Raw genomic sequence first — 16,658 nt, 5'->3', positions numbered from 1 at the left:
CGACGTCAATCGGAGGCAGGCATGCTGTCGTTGCAGGAGATTTCGGATCGACTCGAGATCGAAGACCTGATGGTGCGGTATTCGCACGCGGTCGACACTCGGCAGTGGGACCTGCTGGACGAGGTGTTCACCTCCGACGCGCACATCGACTACTCGGCCATGGGCGGCTCGGTGGGCGATCTGGCGGCAACGAAGGAATTCCTCGCCTCCGTCCTCCCGAACTTCCCGGCCTTCCAACATCTGATCAGCAACTCGTCCATCACGGTCGACGGCGACACGGCCACCGGGCGAACGATGTGCCACAACCCGATGCTGGTATCCGGCGGCGACGGGCCGCCGACGATGATGCTGTGCGGACTGTGGTACCTGGACACGTTCGTCCGCGCGGACGGACAGTGGCGTATCAAGAAGCGCGTCGAGGAGAAGAGCTTCCTCTTCGTCGCGCCGTCCGCGCCGGGCATGGGCTGACGCGGCAGAGGTAGCCGCCGCTCGCCCTCAGCGTGCGGTCAACGCCGAAGGCGTGGCATCGGAGGCGTGCACCGGTTCGTCCGGTAACGGGTTCGCGACCCGAGCGACGCTGCGCCTGCTGCTGATCAGGAACAGCACGACGAGCACCACGCTGAACCAGACGTAGGTGTTGCCGATGAAGTGCTGCCAGGGCGTCCACGCGGTTTCGCGGTGCTCGCCGTCGGGCAGCCAGTTGTGCGGGCCGATGACGAACACCGCCGCGGTGACCACGAACGTCACCCACCAACCGATCGCACGCCGGACGGGCACGCGGGTCGCGTACCCGACGACCGCGAACAACGCGGGCGCGATCCACACCCAGTGGTGCGACCAAGAGATCGGCGAGACCAGCAGCGTGAAGACGGCGTTGAGGGCCAGAGCGAGCGCGGGCAAGTCGGCGGCCCGGCGCATCGCGGTGACGACCAGCGCGAGCACCAAGGCACCGAGCACCAACCAGATCGCGGTGAAGGCGGGCTCCGGCACTTCGAACCGAGCGAACACCGCTTGAATCGACTGATTGGTGTGGAATGCCGAGCCACTCAGCCCGGACACGTTGCCGAGACCGCCGAACCAATACTTGACGGATTCCTTCGGCAGAATCGCGAAGCCCAGCGCCGTCGCGGCCGCACCGGTGACCGCGGCGGTCGCGGCCGCACGGTAGTCCCGGCGGACCAGGAAGTAGAGCACGAACGCCGCGGGTGTCAGCTTGATCGCGGCGGCGACGCCGATCAGCATGCCCCGGGGCCAGCGCGGCTTGTGGGTGAGGCAATCCGCCGCGACCAAGGCCATCAGCAGCAGGTTGACCTGACCGAAGTCCAGCGTGGAGTGGATCGGCTCGAGCAGCAGTCCCAACGGAGTGGCACACGCGGTGGCCCAGACCGCGAGCCCGCGCTGCGACTCGTGCGGCCATACCCGCCGCGCCACCAGATAGAGCGTGAGAGCGAGCGCGGCCACCGAGGAGACGAAGAAGCTCGGTGCGGCCACGTCCCAGGGCAGCATCGCGAACGGGCCGAGCGCGAGCGCGGCGAACGGCGGGTAGATGAACGGCAGGCCCGCCCCGATGGTGGTCTGCGGCAGTTGCCCGTACATGTCGGCGCCGTGCCGCATGGCGTCCACGCCCAGCCGATACACCTGCAGATCGATGAACCCGCCGGTGATCTTGTGGAACGGCCGGACCGGTGTCAGCAGACAGAACGCGGAGAACGCGATCGAGAGGATCGGCGCCAGCCGAAGCACACGCCCGAGTCGACGGTTCTGGGACATCGGCGTTGCGGCGGTGGCGGTGACACTACTCATCCGCGGCGACTATACCGACCCATGCCCGGCCGTTCAGCACGTGGGAGGGAGATTCGCGACCGGCGCGTGAGGGCCGTGGAAACGGGTAAGCCGCCACCAGCATCGGTGGGCGGAGGAGGTCGGCGAATGGCGGTCGCAGCCCCGCGAAGGGCAGGAGGAGAACAGCGATGAGAGCGCCCGGTGCCGCGATGTTCGTCCCCGCGGACGCGGACTTGGCGCGGCTGCGCGAGGCGGCGTGCGACTGCCGTGGCTGCGATCTCTACCGCCACGCCACGCAGACGGTCTTCGGTGCCGGTCCGCCGGACGCGGATGTCGTGCTGATCGGTGAGCAACCCGGCGATCAGGAGGACGTGGCGGGGCAGCCGTTCGTCGGCCCGGCGGGACGGCTGCTCGACCGGGCGCTGGCGGACGTCGGCATCGATCGCGACGCGGTCTACGTGACCAACGCGGTGAAACACTTCAAGTTCGTCGAGCGCGGCAAACGACGAATTCACAAACAACCCGGCCGCACCGAGGTGGTCGCCTGTTCGGCATGGCTCGACGCCGAACTCGGTCTGCTGCGGCCGCGGTTGGTGGTGTGTCTCGGGGCGATCGCCGCGCAGGCGCTGCTGGGCCCGTCGTTCAAGGTCAGCGAACGCCGCGGCGAAGTCGTCGAGACAGCGGAGTTCCGCGCGGTCGCCACGGTGCACCCGTCGTCGGTGCTGCGCGCGCCCGACCGCACCGCGGCCTACGATGCGTTCGTCGCCGATCTGCGCATAGTGCGCGAACAACTGGGAAAGCCCGCGGCAACGCGCTGACCGGGGCGCGGGCCGGGAGAGGAGCGAGCGGATGAGCGCCGAGGAGATCGATCCGGAACTGCTCGAACTGGCCGGCAAGGTGTTCGACTTCGCTCGCCGAGGTGACTCCGCGCGGCTGGCCGCCTATGTGGACGCGGGCGTGCCGGTCGACCTCACCAACGAGGCGGGCGACACGCTGCTCATGCTCGCCGCCTACCACGGGCACACCGAGGCCGTGGCGGCGCTGCTGGAGCGGTCGGCCGATCCGAACCGCGCGAACGACAAAGGCCAAACCCCGCTGGCGGGGGCGGTTTTCAAGGGCGAGACCGAGATCGTCCGGCACCTCACGGCGGCCGGAGCCGACCCGGACGCCGGCACTCCGTCCGCCCGCGACGCCGCGGTCATGTTCGGCAAGAACGAACTGCTCGAACTCTTCGGCGCCTGAGCCCGCTACCGGCGCTCGCGCACGGCGGTGACGGCTTTGCGCGCGGCCACCAGAACCGGGTCCCACACCGGCGAGAACGGCGGCGCGTAGCCGAGGTCGAGCATCGTCATCTGCTCGACGGTCATCCGGGCGGTCAGCGCGACCGCCGCGATGTCGACGCGTTTGCCCGCGCCCTCGCGACCCACGATCTGCGCGCCGAGCAGGCGGCCGGTGAGACGCTCGGCGAGCATCTTCACCGTCATCGGCGCCGCGTCCGGGTAATAGCCCGCCCGGTTGGTGGCCTCCACCGTGACGGTCACGTATTGCAGACCGGCCGCCTGGGCGTCCTTCTCGCGCAAACCCGTTCGGGCCACCTCGAGTTCGCAGACCTTACTGACCGCGGTGCCCACGACGCCGGGAAAGATCGCGTAGCCCCCGCCGATGTTCGCGCCGATGATCTGACCGTGTTTGTTGGCGTGGGTACCGAGCGGAATGTGGCGTTCCCGGCCCGAGACCAGATCCAGCACCTCGACGCAGTCGCCACCGGCCCAGATGTTCTCGTGCCCGCGCACCCGCATGGCGAGATCGGTCCGCAGCCCGCCGTGCTGCCCCAGCGGAAGTCCGGCGGCGCGGGCCAGTTCGGTCTCCGGGTGCACGCCGATGCCCAGCACCACGACGTCCGCCGGATATTCCGCGGCATCGGTGACGACCGCGGCGACCCGGCCGTCCTCGGCGGTCCGCAGCTCGGCCACTTCCGCGTCGCCGACGACCTTGATGCCCATCCCGCACATCGCCTCGCGCACCAGCGCGCCCATGTCGGGATCGAGCGTGGACATCGGTTCCGGACCGCGGTTGACCATGGTGACGTCGTAACCACGCTGGATGAGCGCCTCCGCCATCTCCACGCCGATGTAGCCCGCGCCCACCACGACGGCGCGGTTACCGCGCGCTTGCTCCAGCGTCCCGAGCAGCGCCTGCCCGTCGTCGAGGGTCTGCACTCCGTGCACACCCTGTGCGTCGATACCGGGCAGCGGTGGCCGGACCGGGCGCGCACCGGTGGCGATCACCAGGTGGTCGTAGGGCATCCACGTCGAGGCGCCGGTCTCCCGCTCGCGGTAGCGCACCCGGCCCGCGTCGACGTCGATCTCGGTCACCTCGGTGTACAGCCGCAGGTCGATCTCGCGGGAGCGGTGTTCCTCGGGTGTGCGGGCGATCAGGGCGTCCCGCTCGGCGACGTGTCCGCCGACCCAGTACGGAATGCCGCAGGCCGAGTACGAGGTGAACCCGCCGCGTTCGAACACGACGATCTCCAGCGCGCTCGCGTCCTTCATCCGGCGTGCCTGCGAGGCCGCCGACATGCCCGTCGCGTCACCGCCGATGACCACCAGTCGCTCGCTCATGGCCCTCACGCTACGTTCGGCATCCCCCGGGCGGGCGCCGGGGCCGGTTTCGCGGATTCGCAGGTTGCCCTGCGGTCGACCGGTCGGTACCGCACACTGATCTTCTGACAAACGCGGTATGAGGGCAGCGTTTTCACCCGGGAGCACGATATGACCGATACCCGACCCCCTTCCGACGACGAACGTCGGCTCGCCGAACTGGGCTACAAGCAAGAACTCGCCAGGTCCTGGTCGGGCTTCTCCAATTTCGCCATCAGCTTCACCATCGTGTCCATCCTGACCGGCGGATTGGCCAGCTACGGCATCGGTTTGGCGAACGGCGGCCCGATCACCATGTCGTGGGGATGGCCACTGGTCTCGATCATGGTGCTGTTCGTGGGGCTCGCCATGGCGGAATTGGCCTCCGCCTACCCCACCTCCGGCGGGCTGTACTGGTGGGCCGCCGAACTGGGCGGACCGGTGTGGGGTTGGTTCACCGGGTGGTTCAACCTGATCGGACAGATCGCGGTCACCGCGGCGATCGATTACGGCGCGGCCATCTTCACCACGGTCGTGCTGAACGTCGTCGGGATCGAGATCGGCACCGACCGCACCGCGATCTTCCTGGTGTTCGCCGTCATTCTGGTCTTGCACGCGGCCTTGAACGCGCTCGGCCCGCATCTGTCGGCGGTGATCAACAATGTGTCCGCGTGGTGGCACGTCGGTGGCGTGGCGATTTTCGTCGTCGTCCTCGGATTCGGGGCGCAACACCACCAGAGCGCTGGATGGGTCTTCACCGAGACCGTCGACAACAGCGCGATCGGATTCGGCGGGATCGCGTTCAGCTTCCTGCTCGGCCTGCTGCACGCGCAGTACACGTTCACCGGCTACGACGCTTCGGCGCATATGTCGGAGGAAACGCACGACGCGTCCCGAATGGCGGCCAAAGGGATCATCAACACGATCGTCGTATCGGCGATCGCCGGATATCTGCTCATCATGGCGGTGACGTTCGCCGTTCCGGATCTGGACGACGCGCTGGACCCGGAGAAGAACAGCGGTTATCCCGTCATCTACATCCTGGAGAACTCGCTGAGCGGGTTCTGGTCGGGGCTGCTGCTGATCATCGCGGCGGTCGCGCAATTGTTCTGCGGATACGCCTCGGTGACCTCCGCCTCCCGGATGCTGTTCGCGTTCGCCCGCGACGGCGCGGTGCCCGGGTCGAAGTTCTGGTCGAGGCTTTCCCCGCGGAAGGTGCCGGTGCACGCCGTGCTGTTCATCTCGTTCTTCGCGTTCGTGTTGCTGGTTCCCTCGATGCTGGTGCCCCCGGCGAACGCACCGACCGCGTATGCCGCGGCCACCTCGATCGCGACCATCGGGCTCTATATCGCCTACGGCATCCCGATCCTGCTGCGGCAGCGCCACGGGGCTCGATTCCGCACCGGTCCATGGCAACTGGGGCGGTGGTACCGCCCGGTCGGATCGGTCGCGCTGATCTGGATCGCGCTGATCAGCGTGCTGTTCATCCTGCCCACCGACGCCCGCGGGTATCCGTGGCACAGTGACTTCACCTGGAGCACTGTGAATTACGCGCCGATCACCCTGGTGGGCGTGGTGGGTGCGATCGGCATCTGGTGGCTGGCGTCGGCCCGTACCTGGTTCACCGGGCCGAAGCGCACGGTGGACGAGCCTCCCGCCGCTCGACCGGAGGAGGAGACACCGGCCAAGGCCTGAGGCGGAACCCGGCACGGCGCGGCTTCCCGGTTCTGGCGTGTCGAGTTTGTCGGTCTCGGTCGCTAGGGTGTGTCGGCATGGAAAGGACCGACCTGGTGCGTTTCTCGCCCGCCGGGAGAATTGTGTTCCCGGGAAATCCGTGGCCGGAAGGGCACGCGATCGAAGAGTTCGCGTGGACCGGCCGCATGGACCAGGCCGGTAGCCTGTGGTTCGATCTGCACCTGCGCTCCGCGGCGTACAACGCCGAACGCGACGCCACCGACGACGAGGACAACGGCGAGAGCTGGATGTCGCCGATCACCTGGCAGAACTATCACAGCTGCACGCTGTCGTCCACGTACTGGGGCGAAGACGACGCCACCGGGCTGCGCGCCGCGGCCCCCGGCCGTCCTTTCCTGCTGAGATCCGAACAGCCGCAACGTCTCACGGTCGATCCACTGCCCCTCGCGCACGCCGACGACGTCGAATGCCTGGCGTTCAACATCTATCTGCTCGGGCACGACTCGGTCGCCGACCAGGAGGTGTTCTTCACCCGGCGTCCCGACGGCAGGCACGACATCGACTGGCAGGGCCGCATCGCGCTGACCTACGCGGGTCACGTCGAATTCCGGTACCGATTCCGGGCCCGGATATCCGGCGCGACCCTCGAATACATCCGTTTTCCGGCGGAGATCTCGGCGGATCGAGCGCTCCGTCAACTCGGCGCCGTGCTGGACGCTCCCGAGGAGTTCGAATTGGGTTTGGTCGACGGGCAGCCGGCGTGGGTGTCGAAGATACCGACTTAGCTTCTCCGGCGTCGATTCATCGGCCGGCGGAATGATCGGGCAGCACGCAGACCGAATCGAGGCCGAGCACACGATTCAACCGGCCGAAAGCGAGCCATGAGCCGATGCTCATGCTCAGTTCCACCACTTCCACCTGGGTGTAGTGGGCGAACATCCGGTTCCAGAACTCTTCGTCGAGATTGTGGTGGTCGGTGGCGTAGCGTTCGGCGTATTCGGCGGCGAGCCTGGTGCGTTCGTCGAAGGCGTCGGTGGTTCGCCACTGCGTGACCGCGTCGGCGAATTCCGGCTCGACTTCGGCGCCGTCCCGTTCGGTGCGCCAGTCCATGCAGAACAGGCACCCGTTGAGCTGGGCGATGCGCAGCCGCGCGGCCTCGAATTCGCGCAGGCCGAGCGTGCTGTGCGAGTACACCGACAGCGAGAAATTCGAGGCCGCGACGCCGATGCCGGGAACCATTTCGCCCCAGACGTAGCCGATCGGATCCTTCCCCTCGGGGACATCGATGATCATGGGTGCTTCCTTCCGAGTTTGCCGACCGCGGGCCGCAGCGGGACGTCCAGTGCGTCGTAGAGTCCGGGCCGCGCGCCGATCAGCCAGTCGATGGCGCCGACCAGGCGGCCGACGGCCGTGGCGTTCCCGCCCGCGGAGCGGTTGCCGTCTTCGTCGGTGGCCTCGACGGTCACCTCGATGCGCGGGTGACCCTCGATGACCACCCGGTGCGCACCCGCGCCGCCGTCGGCCGGTGTCGGCCAATCGGGCGCACAGGAGGGATGGATACGGGTGATGTGCTCGATGATCAGACGCGGCTGCCCATCGACGATGCCCTGGACTTCGAATCGCACGGCGCCCTGCGTGCCCGCCGCGAACTCGCCCATGGATGTCGTGGTGACGGTGGCATCCAGGGCACGCCGGTCCAGCGTCTCGCGGATCTCGTCGAGTTCGGCACCGAGCGCCCGTGCCATGAGCCGGATCTGCCCGCCCCACACCATCGTCGGCACCGACGGCGCGAGCATCGGCGGCTGATAGTCCATCGGCTGGCCCATGCCGACCAGGTAGCGCACCGAGTCCGGCTGGTCGTAGGTGGAGTAGTCGAAGATCTCCTGGCAGCGGATCGTCTCCACGGTGCTGCCGAGCCCGCTGATCAGCAGGGGCAGTACATCGTTGCCCCAACCGGGGTCGATACCGGAGACGAACAGCGAGCCACCGCCCTCGGCGATCGCGGCCAGCACCGGGTCGCGGACCTCCGGCGGTGCGTTGCGCGGATCGTAGAGGGCGTAGAGCGCCGGGGTGACGACCACCGCGCCCGCGCGGAGTGCGCGCAGGATATCGGTGAGCGCGTCGTCGGGACGGATGTCGCCGGAGGCCGCGTAGACCACCGCGTCCGGGTGCGCGTCGAGAACGCCGCCGACGTCGTCGGTGGCCGGAACGCCGAGGTCATGGCCGAGGCCGCCGAGTCTGCCCGCGTCGCGGCCGATCTTCGCCGGATCGTGCACGAGCACCCCGGTCAAACGCAGCGCCGGGTTGGCATCGACGGCCCGGATGGCTGCCCGGCCGACATTGCCGGTCCCCCAGACCACCGTGGAGATCATCGATCGAGCGTAGCAAGCGCTTGGTCGACTGTTCGGCGTTCCGTGGAAGCGCTTCCGGCAAGCCGACGACTTCATGGCGTACCCCGCCCGCCGGTTCCGGAGACGACGGTCGCTGCGGACCGATAGCCCGGGAAAGCGGGGCGGCCGATGTGATCGAGCGCTTCACCGACGCGTGACGCGCAGTGGCGGGTCCTCCGGAGCCGGCCGCCCACCTGCCGGGTGGCCGAGCACAGGCACTGTGCGACCCAGCTCACCACGCGATCACCTGATCACCACGGCGCGTTGCGCACCATTGGGAAATGAGACGAACCCCCCGGTAGCGTTGAGCCTCGGGGCATTACCTACGGCCGAGGGATTGCAACGCAGTCGTGGTTCGCGGCGAGTACGGTATACCCCGCCGCCCGGCGCGGGGGCGGCGGTCGGGATCGGGTGGAAAGGCAGGCGCGCGACAGTGAACGAGCGGTATTCGTCGTGGGCTGCCCGGAATACGCCCGAAGAGCTGCCGCTGGCCGCGCGCTACCAGAGCGCGGACCCGATTCGCTGGCACGGCAGCATGGTCTACCCGATGTACACCGAGCAGGTCGGTCCCGCTCCCACCACCGTCACCTTGACGATGATCTCGGCGGCGCCACCCGCCGGACTGCGCGGGCTCGGAATGGGGCTCTCGGTCGTGGACGGCTACCTTGACCTGCACGGACGTTCGCTCGCCGGCGTCGACGCGTGGAGCGACGCCCTGGCCGCGGGTGTGAGCTTCGACGTCACGCCCGGCGCGCCGGTGACCCTGGTGACCCTGACACCGGTCTGGGTGGACGAATTCGGCACGCAGAAGTCCTGGGCGGGCAACTATGGCATCGTTGTCGAGCACCAGGCCAACGGTCGCGTCGTTTTGTGGTGCAGCATCGGCGAGGGACCGCCGAACTTCGCGAACCTGGTGGTGGAAGTCTCCACCGCTCCCACACTTGTCGCGCCGGAGCCGCCGGCGACCGCCACACCGGCGACGACTTCGATCGATATGAGCCCGCCCGCCTCGTTTCCCGCTTCCTCGGCGGGTCCGCCCACCGCGCCGACCATGCCGGTTCCACGGATCGACGCCACTGCGGCCGCGTTCGAACCCGCGGCTGCGGCCGAATGGCTTGCCGCCGATCCGTCCGCGGCCGGGGGTGGCGGGAACGGACAAGCGCCCCAGAGCACGCCGCCCCAGCGATCGGGCAGCCTTTTCCTGAATCTGCAGTCGTCCCGCGCCGCACGATCCACTCCGGAAACTCCGCACTCCGCTTCCGGCCCCCGCAGCCCGGACAACCCGCACCCGGCGCCGAGCCCGCTCGCCGGACAATCCGTGACGGACGCCGCCCACGGTGGTCCCGTTCCACACGCCGCCGACAGCCGGTCCGAAGCGAACGACGTCCCGCAGAATCCGCAGGCGCATGTAGAAGTACCCGCGCAAGGTCTTTACATCCGTCACCGCACCGAGAGATCCACGGCGGACTCGTATGGCGCCTTCGGCCCCCCGGTCGCGCATACACATCCGCCCGCAGACCCCACACGCCCGGTAACCGGCAATACGCCACCCGCCCCGGACTTCCCGCCCATCCCTCGCCCCGCGGCCGACGGGACGCGCACCGGATCCAGCCCGCTGGTCGCGAACCCATGGAGCGCACCGGACCCCTTTCACGCATTCGCCCGCAACGGCAGGCACACTCGGTCCCAGGCGGAGATTTCACCTCCCGCTTCGGTGCCTGCGCAGGAAGATCCGCCTCCCACCGAGGCCTCCCCCGGCTCCGCCACCACTCGACCGGCGACGGAAGGGCCGCACGGCGATTCCAGCTCGCCGGTCGCGGATCCTGGGACCGCAACGGCCCCATTTCGCGCATTCGAGCCAGTCGGCACGCAACCGAAACCCGCGGTGGACACTGCGCTCGCCGGTTCCGGCGCTGCGAAGCCGGATCCCGCACCGGGCGTGTCGAAATCTTCCGGCGAACCGGTGTCGCGGACGACGCCGCCCGCCGCGAATACACCGGCCCCGGAGATCGGCCCGCCGGTGACGAGCACCCCTCCCGCGGCGAGTACGCCGATCGCCGCGCCCGGCATCCTTCCCGACGCCGCGCCGGCTTCGGACGGACTGGCGCGGCTCGCCGAGCACTCTGCGCCGGTCGATGCGCCGCGGCGGTCTAGCGAGCCGACGCAGTCCGGCGATCCCGGATATCGTGGTGCGCTCTACGACCTGGGCGTAGCGATGTACCGCCGGGGCGAGGAAGACCAGGCGTGCGGATTGTGGGCGCAGGCCTCGGAGGCCGGGCACGCCGGCGCCGCATACGAACTCGGCTTGGTTCGACTACGGCGCGGCGATCCGGTCGGAGCCGAATCCTGGTGGCGCACCGCCGCCGACCGCCGCGAGCCGCGCGCCATCGCCGAACTCGCCGATCTGCTCGACCAGCTCGGCAAACACGCGGAGGCCAAGTCCTGGCGGACATTCGCCGCCGAGCTGCAAGACCCCGACGTGGTGAGTCAGCCGACATCCCTCTGAATCCCACCCCGCCGACCTCGCGATCTCGCGGGAAAAGAAGTGGCACCTGGAAGCGCGGATGTCGTACGTTGCGGGACATGTGTGGCAGTCCTGGCGTGAACGGAGCGTACGCGGTCGGCGCGTATCACATCCGGCTGCGTACGGAGGCCCGGGTTCTGCCGGCGCACCGTATCGCTCCGCTCTCCTGATCCGTTCGAGCGGAATCCGCATCGGCGGCCGATAGCGGCCGCCGGGTTCTTCGTGCCCCGGCATGGGTCCGGGCGAATCGACCTTCCCGATTCGACCACTCCGTTCGGAGGACACCCATGTCCCACCATCGTTCCCTTTCGCGTGCCCGCAGCGCGGCCGTCGCCTCGAACACGCGAAAACTGCTGTCGCAGAATTTCCTGACCGATGTCGGCGCCGCCCGGCTGATCGTGCGCGCCTCCGGCATCACCGCCGAGGATCTCGTCCTCGAAATCGGACCCGGCGACGGCATGCTGACCAGGCACTTGCTGAAGGCGTGCGGCCGGGTGCAGGCATACGAGAAGGATCCGCGCTACGCGGCACTGCTGCGCCGCCGCTACGCCGACGATCCGCGAATTCGGTTGTATCGCCGAGATTTCCGCACGGTGCGCCCGCCGCGTGAGCCGTTCGCGGTGGTGGCCAACGTGCCGTTCGGCAGCACGACCGACATCGTGCGCTGGTGTCTGGCCGCGCGAGGACTCACCTCCGCCACCCTGCTCACCCAGCTCGAATTCGCCCGCAAGCACTCCGGTGACTACGGGCGCTGGACCAAGCTCACCGTCGGCCACTGGCCGACGACGGCGATCGAGCTGGGCGCGCGCGTCGGCAGGCACAGTTTCCATCCGGTTCCGCGGGTGGATGCCGCCATCTTGCGGTTGCGCACCCGGCCGGCTCCGCTGCTGCCGCGCGAGCGGATCGGTGAGTACCGCGGACTGGTCGAGCTGGGTTTCTCGGGGGTCGGCGGCAGTGTGGCGGCGTCGCTGCGGCGGGAGTTCCCCGCTCGCGCGGTGCGCGGCGCCTGCCGGGCAGCCGGGATCTCGCTCGATCAGCCGGTGGGGCTGGTCTCCCCCGATCGCTGGCTGATCCTGTACAGGGTGCTGCGTGCGTGAACCGGGCTCGCTACAGGAACGTATCGGATACATTCATGCATCGAGACGAGGACAGGAGCGGCGTGACCAACTTCGGCGACTATCAGAACGAGATCTATTTCCAAGGCCTCGGGGGTGTGCTGCCCGATTTCCCGATGACGTACGCCGAGTTGGAAGCGAAGGCCCAGGCGGCGCTACCTCCTGGCGTCTGGTCGTATGTGGCGGGCGGGGCCGGCGATGAACGGACCCAGCGTGCCAACGTGGCGGCTTTCGAGAAACTGGGCCTGGTCCCCCGCATGCTGCGCGCGAGCAAGACGCGAGACCTCTCGATCGAACTGTTCGGGATGATGCTGCCGACGCCGGTCTTCCTGGCCCCGGTCGGGGTGATCGGATTGTGCGCCCAGGACGGGCACGGTGACATCGCCACCGCGAAGGCCGCGGCGCGCACCGGCGTCCCGATGGTCGCCTCCACCCTCACCGTGGATCCACTGGAACAGGTGGCGGCGGAGTTCGGTGACACCCCCGGAATGTTCCAGCTCTATACCCCCACCAACCGAGACCTCGCGCAGAGCCTGGTCCAGCGGGCCGAGGCCGCGGGCTTCAAGGCCATCGTGGTCACCTTGGATACCTGGGTGCCCGGCTGGCGCCCGCGCGATCTGGCGATATCCAACTTCCCACAGTTACGTGGACACTGCCTGGCCAACTACTTCAGCGATCCGGTGTTCCGCGGCTTGCTGCCCGATCCACCCGAGCAAGACCCGAAGACCGCCATTCTGACCTGGATCTCGCTCTTCGGCAACGCGTTGACGTGGGACGACCTGGCATGGCTTCGGTCGCTGACGACGCTGCCGCTGGTGCTGAAGGGCATCTGTCATCCCGACGACGCGCGGCGTGCCAAGGACGCGGGCGTCGACGGCATCTACTGCTCGAATCACGGCGGCAGGCAAGCCAACGGCGGTATCCCGGCGATCGAGCATCTGCCCGAGGTGGTCGCGGCGGCCGACGGTCTGCCGGTGCTGTTCGACTCCGGCGTCCGCACCGGCGCCGACATCGTCAAAGCGCTCGCGCTCGGTGCGACGGCCGTCGGGATCGGCCGTCCCTACCCGTACGGACTCGCCCTCGGCGGCGTCGACGGCCTCGTGCACGTGCTGCGTTCACTGCTCGCCGAGGCGGACCTGCTGATGGCGGTGGACGGGTACCCGACGATCGCGGACCTGGGTCCGGAAGCGATCCGGCGGCTTGCCTGACCCGTGGGTGCGCGAGGTCGGCGGCCGCCGTGCGAAACGCCCCGCGCGTGCGGCTCGCCCAGCGGGTTGGGCGGGCCGCACGCGCGGGGCTGCTCCGGCTCAGGCCGACAGCGGCGTGAAGTCGCGGCTGCCGATGTAGCCCGGTCGCGGGGCGGGCGCGGCGAACGGTTCGACCAGCGTGTTGTGCACGCTGTTGAACACCACGAAGATGTTCGAGCGCGGGAACGGCGTGATGTTGTTCGACGACCCGTGCATGAGATTGGAGTCGAACAGCAGCGCCGAGCCCGCCCGGCCGGTGAACTGACTGATCCCGTAGCGGTTCGCCAGCGCGGTGATGTCGTCGGTCGTCGGCACGCCGATCTCCTGCTCCTGCAACGACTCCCGATAGTGCTCGGCCGGGGTGCTGCCCAGGCACGGCACGAAGGTGTGGTGCGAGCCCGGCATCACCATGAGACTGCCGTTGATCGGGTAGTTGTCGGTCAGCGCGATCGACAGGCTCACCGCACGCGGCGCGGGCATGCCGTCCTCGGCGTGCCAGGTCTCGAAATCGGAATGCCAGTAGAACCCGGTGCCACGGAAGCCGGGCATGTAGTTCACCCGGCTCTGGTGCACGTACACCGGGGACCCCAGCACCTGCTCGGCGAGCCGGAGCACCCGCGGCTGACGCACCAGTTCGGCGATCGCCTCGCTCAGTTCGTGCACCTCGAAGACCGAGCGCACCCGGTTCGAGGACTTCTCCACGATGACCCGGTCGTCGTCGCGCAGGGCCGGGTCGTTCGCGAGCCTGCTGATCTCGCCGCTGAAGTGGGCCACTTCGTCGGGCGTGAGCAGCTGGTCCATGATGGCGAACCCGTCGGCGTCGAACGAGGCGAGTTCCGGGCTCTCGATCTCTCCCCACACCGCGGGGTCGGCGCGCTCCAAGTGCGGAGCGGGCGTGCCGAGACGGGTCGGGTAGCGGTCGTAGCGAGCCGTCTCGGGCAGGGTTTCGGTGTGCTGCAGAACCATTGGTGTTCTCAACCTCCGATGTTCGCGGCGACCAGCGGGTAGACGCCGTTGCTGTCGTGAACCTCCTGCCCGGTGACCGGCGGATTGAACACGCACATCATCCGCATCGTGGTGCGCACTTCCAAGCGGTGCCGCTCGTGTCCGTCGAGCAGGTACATCGAGCCGGGTGCGAGCTCGTAGGTGACGCCGTTGTCCAGATCGGTCAGCGTGCCCTCGCCCTCGACGAGCCACACGGCTTCCACGTGATGCACATAGTGGAACTCGTGCACCGTCCCCGCGTCAATGGTGGTCTCGTGGAAGGAGAAGCCGACGCCGTCGCCGCCGAGGACGATGCGTTTGCTGCGCCAGCCCTCGCCCGCCACGTCACGCTCTGTGCCGGTGATCTCCGCGGTGCTGCGCACGATCATGCCATCGCCCCCATTCCGCCGCACACCGACTCGACGGCGCCGGTGAGGATCTGCAAACCCTGGTCGAGTTCCTGGTCGGTGACCGTCAGCGGCGGCAGCAGCTTCACCACCTCGTCGGTGGAACCGGAGGTCTCCACCAGCAGCCCGCGCTCGAAGGCGATCTGGCACACCTTGCCCGCCTGCGAGGGATCGTCGAACACCACGCCTTGCACCAATCCGCGGCCACGGGTCGAGACACCGGGGAAGTATCCGGCGAGTTCACCGAGGGTGCGCGCGATCTTCTCGCCCTTGACCTCGGTCGCCTTCTCGAGGGCGTCGTCGGACCAGTAGTGGCGCAGGGCGGTCGTCGCGGTGACGAACGCGGGGTTGTTGCCGCGGAACGTTCCGTTGTGCTCACCCGGCGACCACTCGTCGAGTTCCGGCTTGAACAGCACCAGCGCCATCGGCAGGCCGTAGCCGCCGATCGACTTCGACAGCGTGACGATGTCGGGCGTGATGCCCGCGATCTCGAAGGAGAAGAACGGCCCGGTGCGGCCGCAGCCCATCTGCACGTCGTCGACGATCAGCAGGATCTCCCGCTCCCCGCACAGGCCGGCGAGGTGCCGCAGCCACTCCGCGCGGGCGACGTTGACGCCACCCTCGCCCTGCACCGTCTCCACGATCACCGCGGCCGGGCGGTCGAAGCCGGACGACGTGTCGTCGAGCACCTTCTCCATCCACTGGAAGTCGGCAGTCGTGCCGTCGAAGTAGCCGTCGTAGGGCATGTGCGCGGCGTGCACCAACGGCACACCGGCGCCGGCGCGCTTGGCGGCGTTGCCGGTCACCGACAGCGCGCCGAGGGTCATGCCGTGGAATGCGTTGGTGAAGCTGACGATGGTCTCGCGACCGGTCACCTTGCGCGCCAGCTTGAGCGCGGCCTCGACCGCGTTGGCGCCGGTGGGGCCGGGGAACTGGACCTTGTAGTCGAGGCCGCGCGGGGTGAACAGAGTGTCGCGCAACGTCTCCAGAAGCTCACGCTTGGCCGCGGTCGACATGTCCAGGCCGTGGGTGATGCCGTCGCTCGCGATGTAGTCCAGCAGCGAGCGCTTGAGCACGTCGTTGTTGTGGCCGTAGTTCAGTGCGCCCGCGCCCGCGAAGAAGTCCAGGTACTCCTTGCCTTCCTCGTCGCGCAGCCAGCTGCCCTTCGCCGTGGTGAACACGGTGGGCCAGGCACGGCAATAACCGCGCACGTTCGACTCCAGGCTTTCGAAAACGGTGGTGTCGGCGTTGATCATCGGTGATCCTCCTCGGTGGTGCGGGCGGTCGGGGCGATGTGATAGAGGTCTTCGGGTGCGTGGCTGTCGGGGAAGACGCCCGCGTCGAACAGGGGGCGCTTGGTCAGATCCGCGCCCCGGGCCGCCGCCACCGACGTGAACAGGGCGATGGAACCCGCGTTGTCCGGTGAGATGGTCGTCTCGAGCACCGAGACGCCTTGCGCAGCAACACTGTTGAGCAACGTGTGGAGCAGCTCGGCGCCGATCCCGCGTCCGCGCTGCGAGCGGTCCACCGCGATCTGCCAGACGAAGACGGTGTCGGGTGCCTGCGGGCGGACGAATCCGATCACGTAGCCGACGACACGGCCGTCCAGTTCGGCGACCACCGAGGTTCCGGCGAAATCGCGGCACCACATCAGGTACGCGTAGCTCGAATTGAGGTCCAGCACCGCGGAATCCTTCGCGATGCGCCACATCGGAGCGCCGTCGCTCAGGCGGGGCGTGCGCAGGACCACGGCGGGTCCGGTGTCCTTCCGAGACGGGGTGGCCCCGAGAGCGACAGCGGCGTTGCCGACGCGCGATCGTTCGATCTGCGCTGGGGACAGGGTTGGCACTGACATACAACTCCCTCGTCGATCAG

16 protein-coding genes are annotated in these 16,658 nt (G+C 68.6%); 8 read left to right on the top strand and 8 right to left on the bottom strand.

Annotation, left to right across the window (positions count from 1 at the left end; translation table 11 throughout):
• Positions 1 to 21: 21 nt before the first annotated feature.
• The gene (locus NG1_RS07010) at positions 22 to 468 is read left to right on the top strand and encodes a nuclear transport factor 2 family protein (protein WP_062969160.1); all 447 of its coding nucleotides are present in this window, start codon (positions 22 to 24) and stop codon (positions 466 to 468) included.
• Positions 469 to 495: 27 nt separating this feature from the next.
• Here NG1_RS07010 and NG1_RS07005 read toward each other — a convergent pair whose 3' ends face one another.
• Positions 496 to 1,803 carry a glycosyltransferase 87 family protein gene (locus tag NG1_RS07005; protein ID WP_084498743.1) on the bottom strand — a complete coding sequence of 436 codons (1,308 nt, stop codon included), beginning with the start codon at positions 1,801 to 1,803 and terminating at the stop codon, positions 496 to 498.
• 167 nt (positions 1,804 to 1,970) lie between these two features.
• Between NG1_RS07005 and NG1_RS07000 the strand changes: the two genes are divergently transcribed.
• Together NG1_RS07000 and NG1_RS06995 are read left to right on the top strand one after the other, a co-directional pair.
• Positions 1,971 to 2,600, top strand: coding sequence for a UdgX family uracil-DNA binding protein (locus NG1_RS07000; RefSeq protein WP_062969158.1), 630 nt, complete (start codon positions 1,971 to 1,973; stop codon positions 2,598 to 2,600).
• A gap of 31 nt (positions 2,601 to 2,631) precedes the next feature.
• Positions 2,632 to 3,024 (top strand): ankyrin repeat domain-containing protein, encoded by a 393-nt coding sequence (locus NG1_RS06995; RefSeq protein WP_062969156.1) that lies wholly within the window; start codon positions 2,632 to 2,634, stop codon positions 3,022 to 3,024.
• Positions 3,025 to 3,029: 5 nt separating this feature from the next.
• Here the strand turns inward: NG1_RS06995 and NG1_RS06990 are convergent, their stop codons facing one another.
• The gene (locus tag NG1_RS06990; protein ID WP_062969154.1) at positions 3,030 to 4,403 is read right to left on the bottom strand and encodes an FAD-dependent oxidoreductase; all 1,374 of its coding nucleotides are present in this window, start codon (positions 4,401 to 4,403) and stop codon (positions 3,030 to 3,032) included.
• A 150-nt stretch (positions 4,404 to 4,553) separates the two neighbouring features.
• On the opposite strand from NG1_RS06990, the gene NG1_RS06985 reads away from it, so the two are divergent.
• The gene (locus NG1_RS06985) at positions 4,554 to 6,116 is read left to right on the top strand and encodes an amino acid permease (RefSeq protein ID WP_062969152.1); all 1,563 of its coding nucleotides are present in this window, start codon (positions 4,554 to 4,556) and stop codon (positions 6,114 to 6,116) included.
• A 77-nt stretch (positions 6,117 to 6,193) separates the two neighbouring features.
• A complete protein-coding gene (locus NG1_RS06980) occupies positions 6,194 to 6,901 on the top strand; it encodes a hypothetical protein (RefSeq protein ID WP_062969150.1) in 708 nt (235 codons plus the stop codon).
• Between the two features lie 16 nt (positions 6,902 to 6,917).
• On the opposite strand, the gene NG1_RS06975 is transcribed toward NG1_RS06980, so the two are convergent.
• Positions 6,918 to 7,409 carry a carboxymuconolactone decarboxylase family protein gene (locus NG1_RS06975; protein WP_062969147.1) on the bottom strand — a complete coding sequence of 164 codons (492 nt, stop codon included), beginning with the start codon at positions 7,407 to 7,409 and terminating at the stop codon, positions 6,918 to 6,920.
• A complete protein-coding gene (locus tag NG1_RS06970) occupies positions 7,406 to 8,488 on the bottom strand; it encodes an NAD(P)H-dependent amine dehydrogenase family protein (protein WP_062969145.1) in 1,083 nt (360 codons plus the stop codon). Before NG1_RS06970 ends, NG1_RS06975 begins: the two co-directional genes overlap by 4 nt.
• A gap of 451 nt (positions 8,489 to 8,939) precedes the next feature.
• Here NG1_RS06970 and NG1_RS06965 point away from each other — a divergent pair, with 451 nt between their 5' ends.
• The 3 genes from NG1_RS06965 (at position 8,940) to NG1_RS06955 (ending at position 13,353) form a co-directional block, all read left to right on the top strand.
• On the top strand, positions 8,940 to 11,012 hold the full coding sequence (locus NG1_RS06965) for a hypothetical protein (RefSeq protein WP_062969143.1): 2,073 nt from the start codon (positions 8,940 to 8,942) through the stop codon (positions 11,010 to 11,012).
• 305 nt (positions 11,013 to 11,317) lie between these two features.
• On the top strand, positions 11,318 to 12,127 hold the full coding sequence (erm, locus tag NG1_RS06960) for a 23S ribosomal RNA methyltransferase Erm (RefSeq protein WP_062969141.1): 810 nt from the start codon (positions 11,318 to 11,320) through the stop codon (positions 12,125 to 12,127).
• Between the two features lie 62 nt (positions 12,128 to 12,189).
• On the top strand, positions 12,190 to 13,353 hold the full coding sequence (locus NG1_RS06955) for a lactate 2-monooxygenase (RefSeq protein ID WP_245659812.1): 1,164 nt from the start codon (positions 12,190 to 12,192) through the stop codon (positions 13,351 to 13,353).
• Positions 13,354 to 13,452: 99 nt separating this feature from the next.
• Here NG1_RS06955 and thpD read toward each other — a convergent pair whose 3' ends face one another.
• The 4 genes from thpD to ectA are packed head-to-tail and all read right to left on the bottom strand — an operon-like array spanning position 13,453 to position 16,638.
• Entirely contained in the window at positions 13,453 to 14,358 is a 906-nt protein-coding gene (thpD, locus tag NG1_RS06950) for an ectoine hydroxylase (RefSeq protein WP_062969137.1), read from the bottom strand.
• A gap of 8 nt (positions 14,359 to 14,366) precedes the next feature.
• A complete protein-coding gene (locus NG1_RS06945) occupies positions 14,367 to 14,765 on the bottom strand; it encodes an ectoine synthase (RefSeq protein ID WP_040866808.1) in 399 nt (132 codons plus the stop codon).
• Complete coding sequence (gene ectB / locus NG1_RS06940) at positions 14,762 to 16,039, bottom strand: diaminobutyrate--2-oxoglutarate transaminase (protein WP_062969135.1); 1,278 nt, start codon at positions 16,037 to 16,039, stop codon at positions 14,762 to 14,764. Before ectB ends, NG1_RS06945 begins: the two co-directional genes overlap by 4 nt.
• Positions 16,036 to 16,638, bottom strand: coding sequence for a diaminobutyrate acetyltransferase (gene ectA / locus NG1_RS06935; RefSeq protein ID WP_084498742.1), 603 nt, complete (start codon positions 16,636 to 16,638; stop codon positions 16,036 to 16,038). Before ectA ends, ectB begins: the two co-directional genes overlap by 4 nt.
• Positions 16,639 to 16,658 lie beyond the last annotated feature (20 nt).

Source organism: Nocardia gamkensis NBRC 108242 (assembly GCF_001612985.1).
GTDB classification, from domain to species: domain Bacteria; phylum Actinomycetota; class Actinomycetes; order Mycobacteriales; family Mycobacteriaceae; genus Nocardia; species Nocardia gamkensis.
This window is presented reverse-complemented; position numbering and strand designations above follow the sequence as displayed.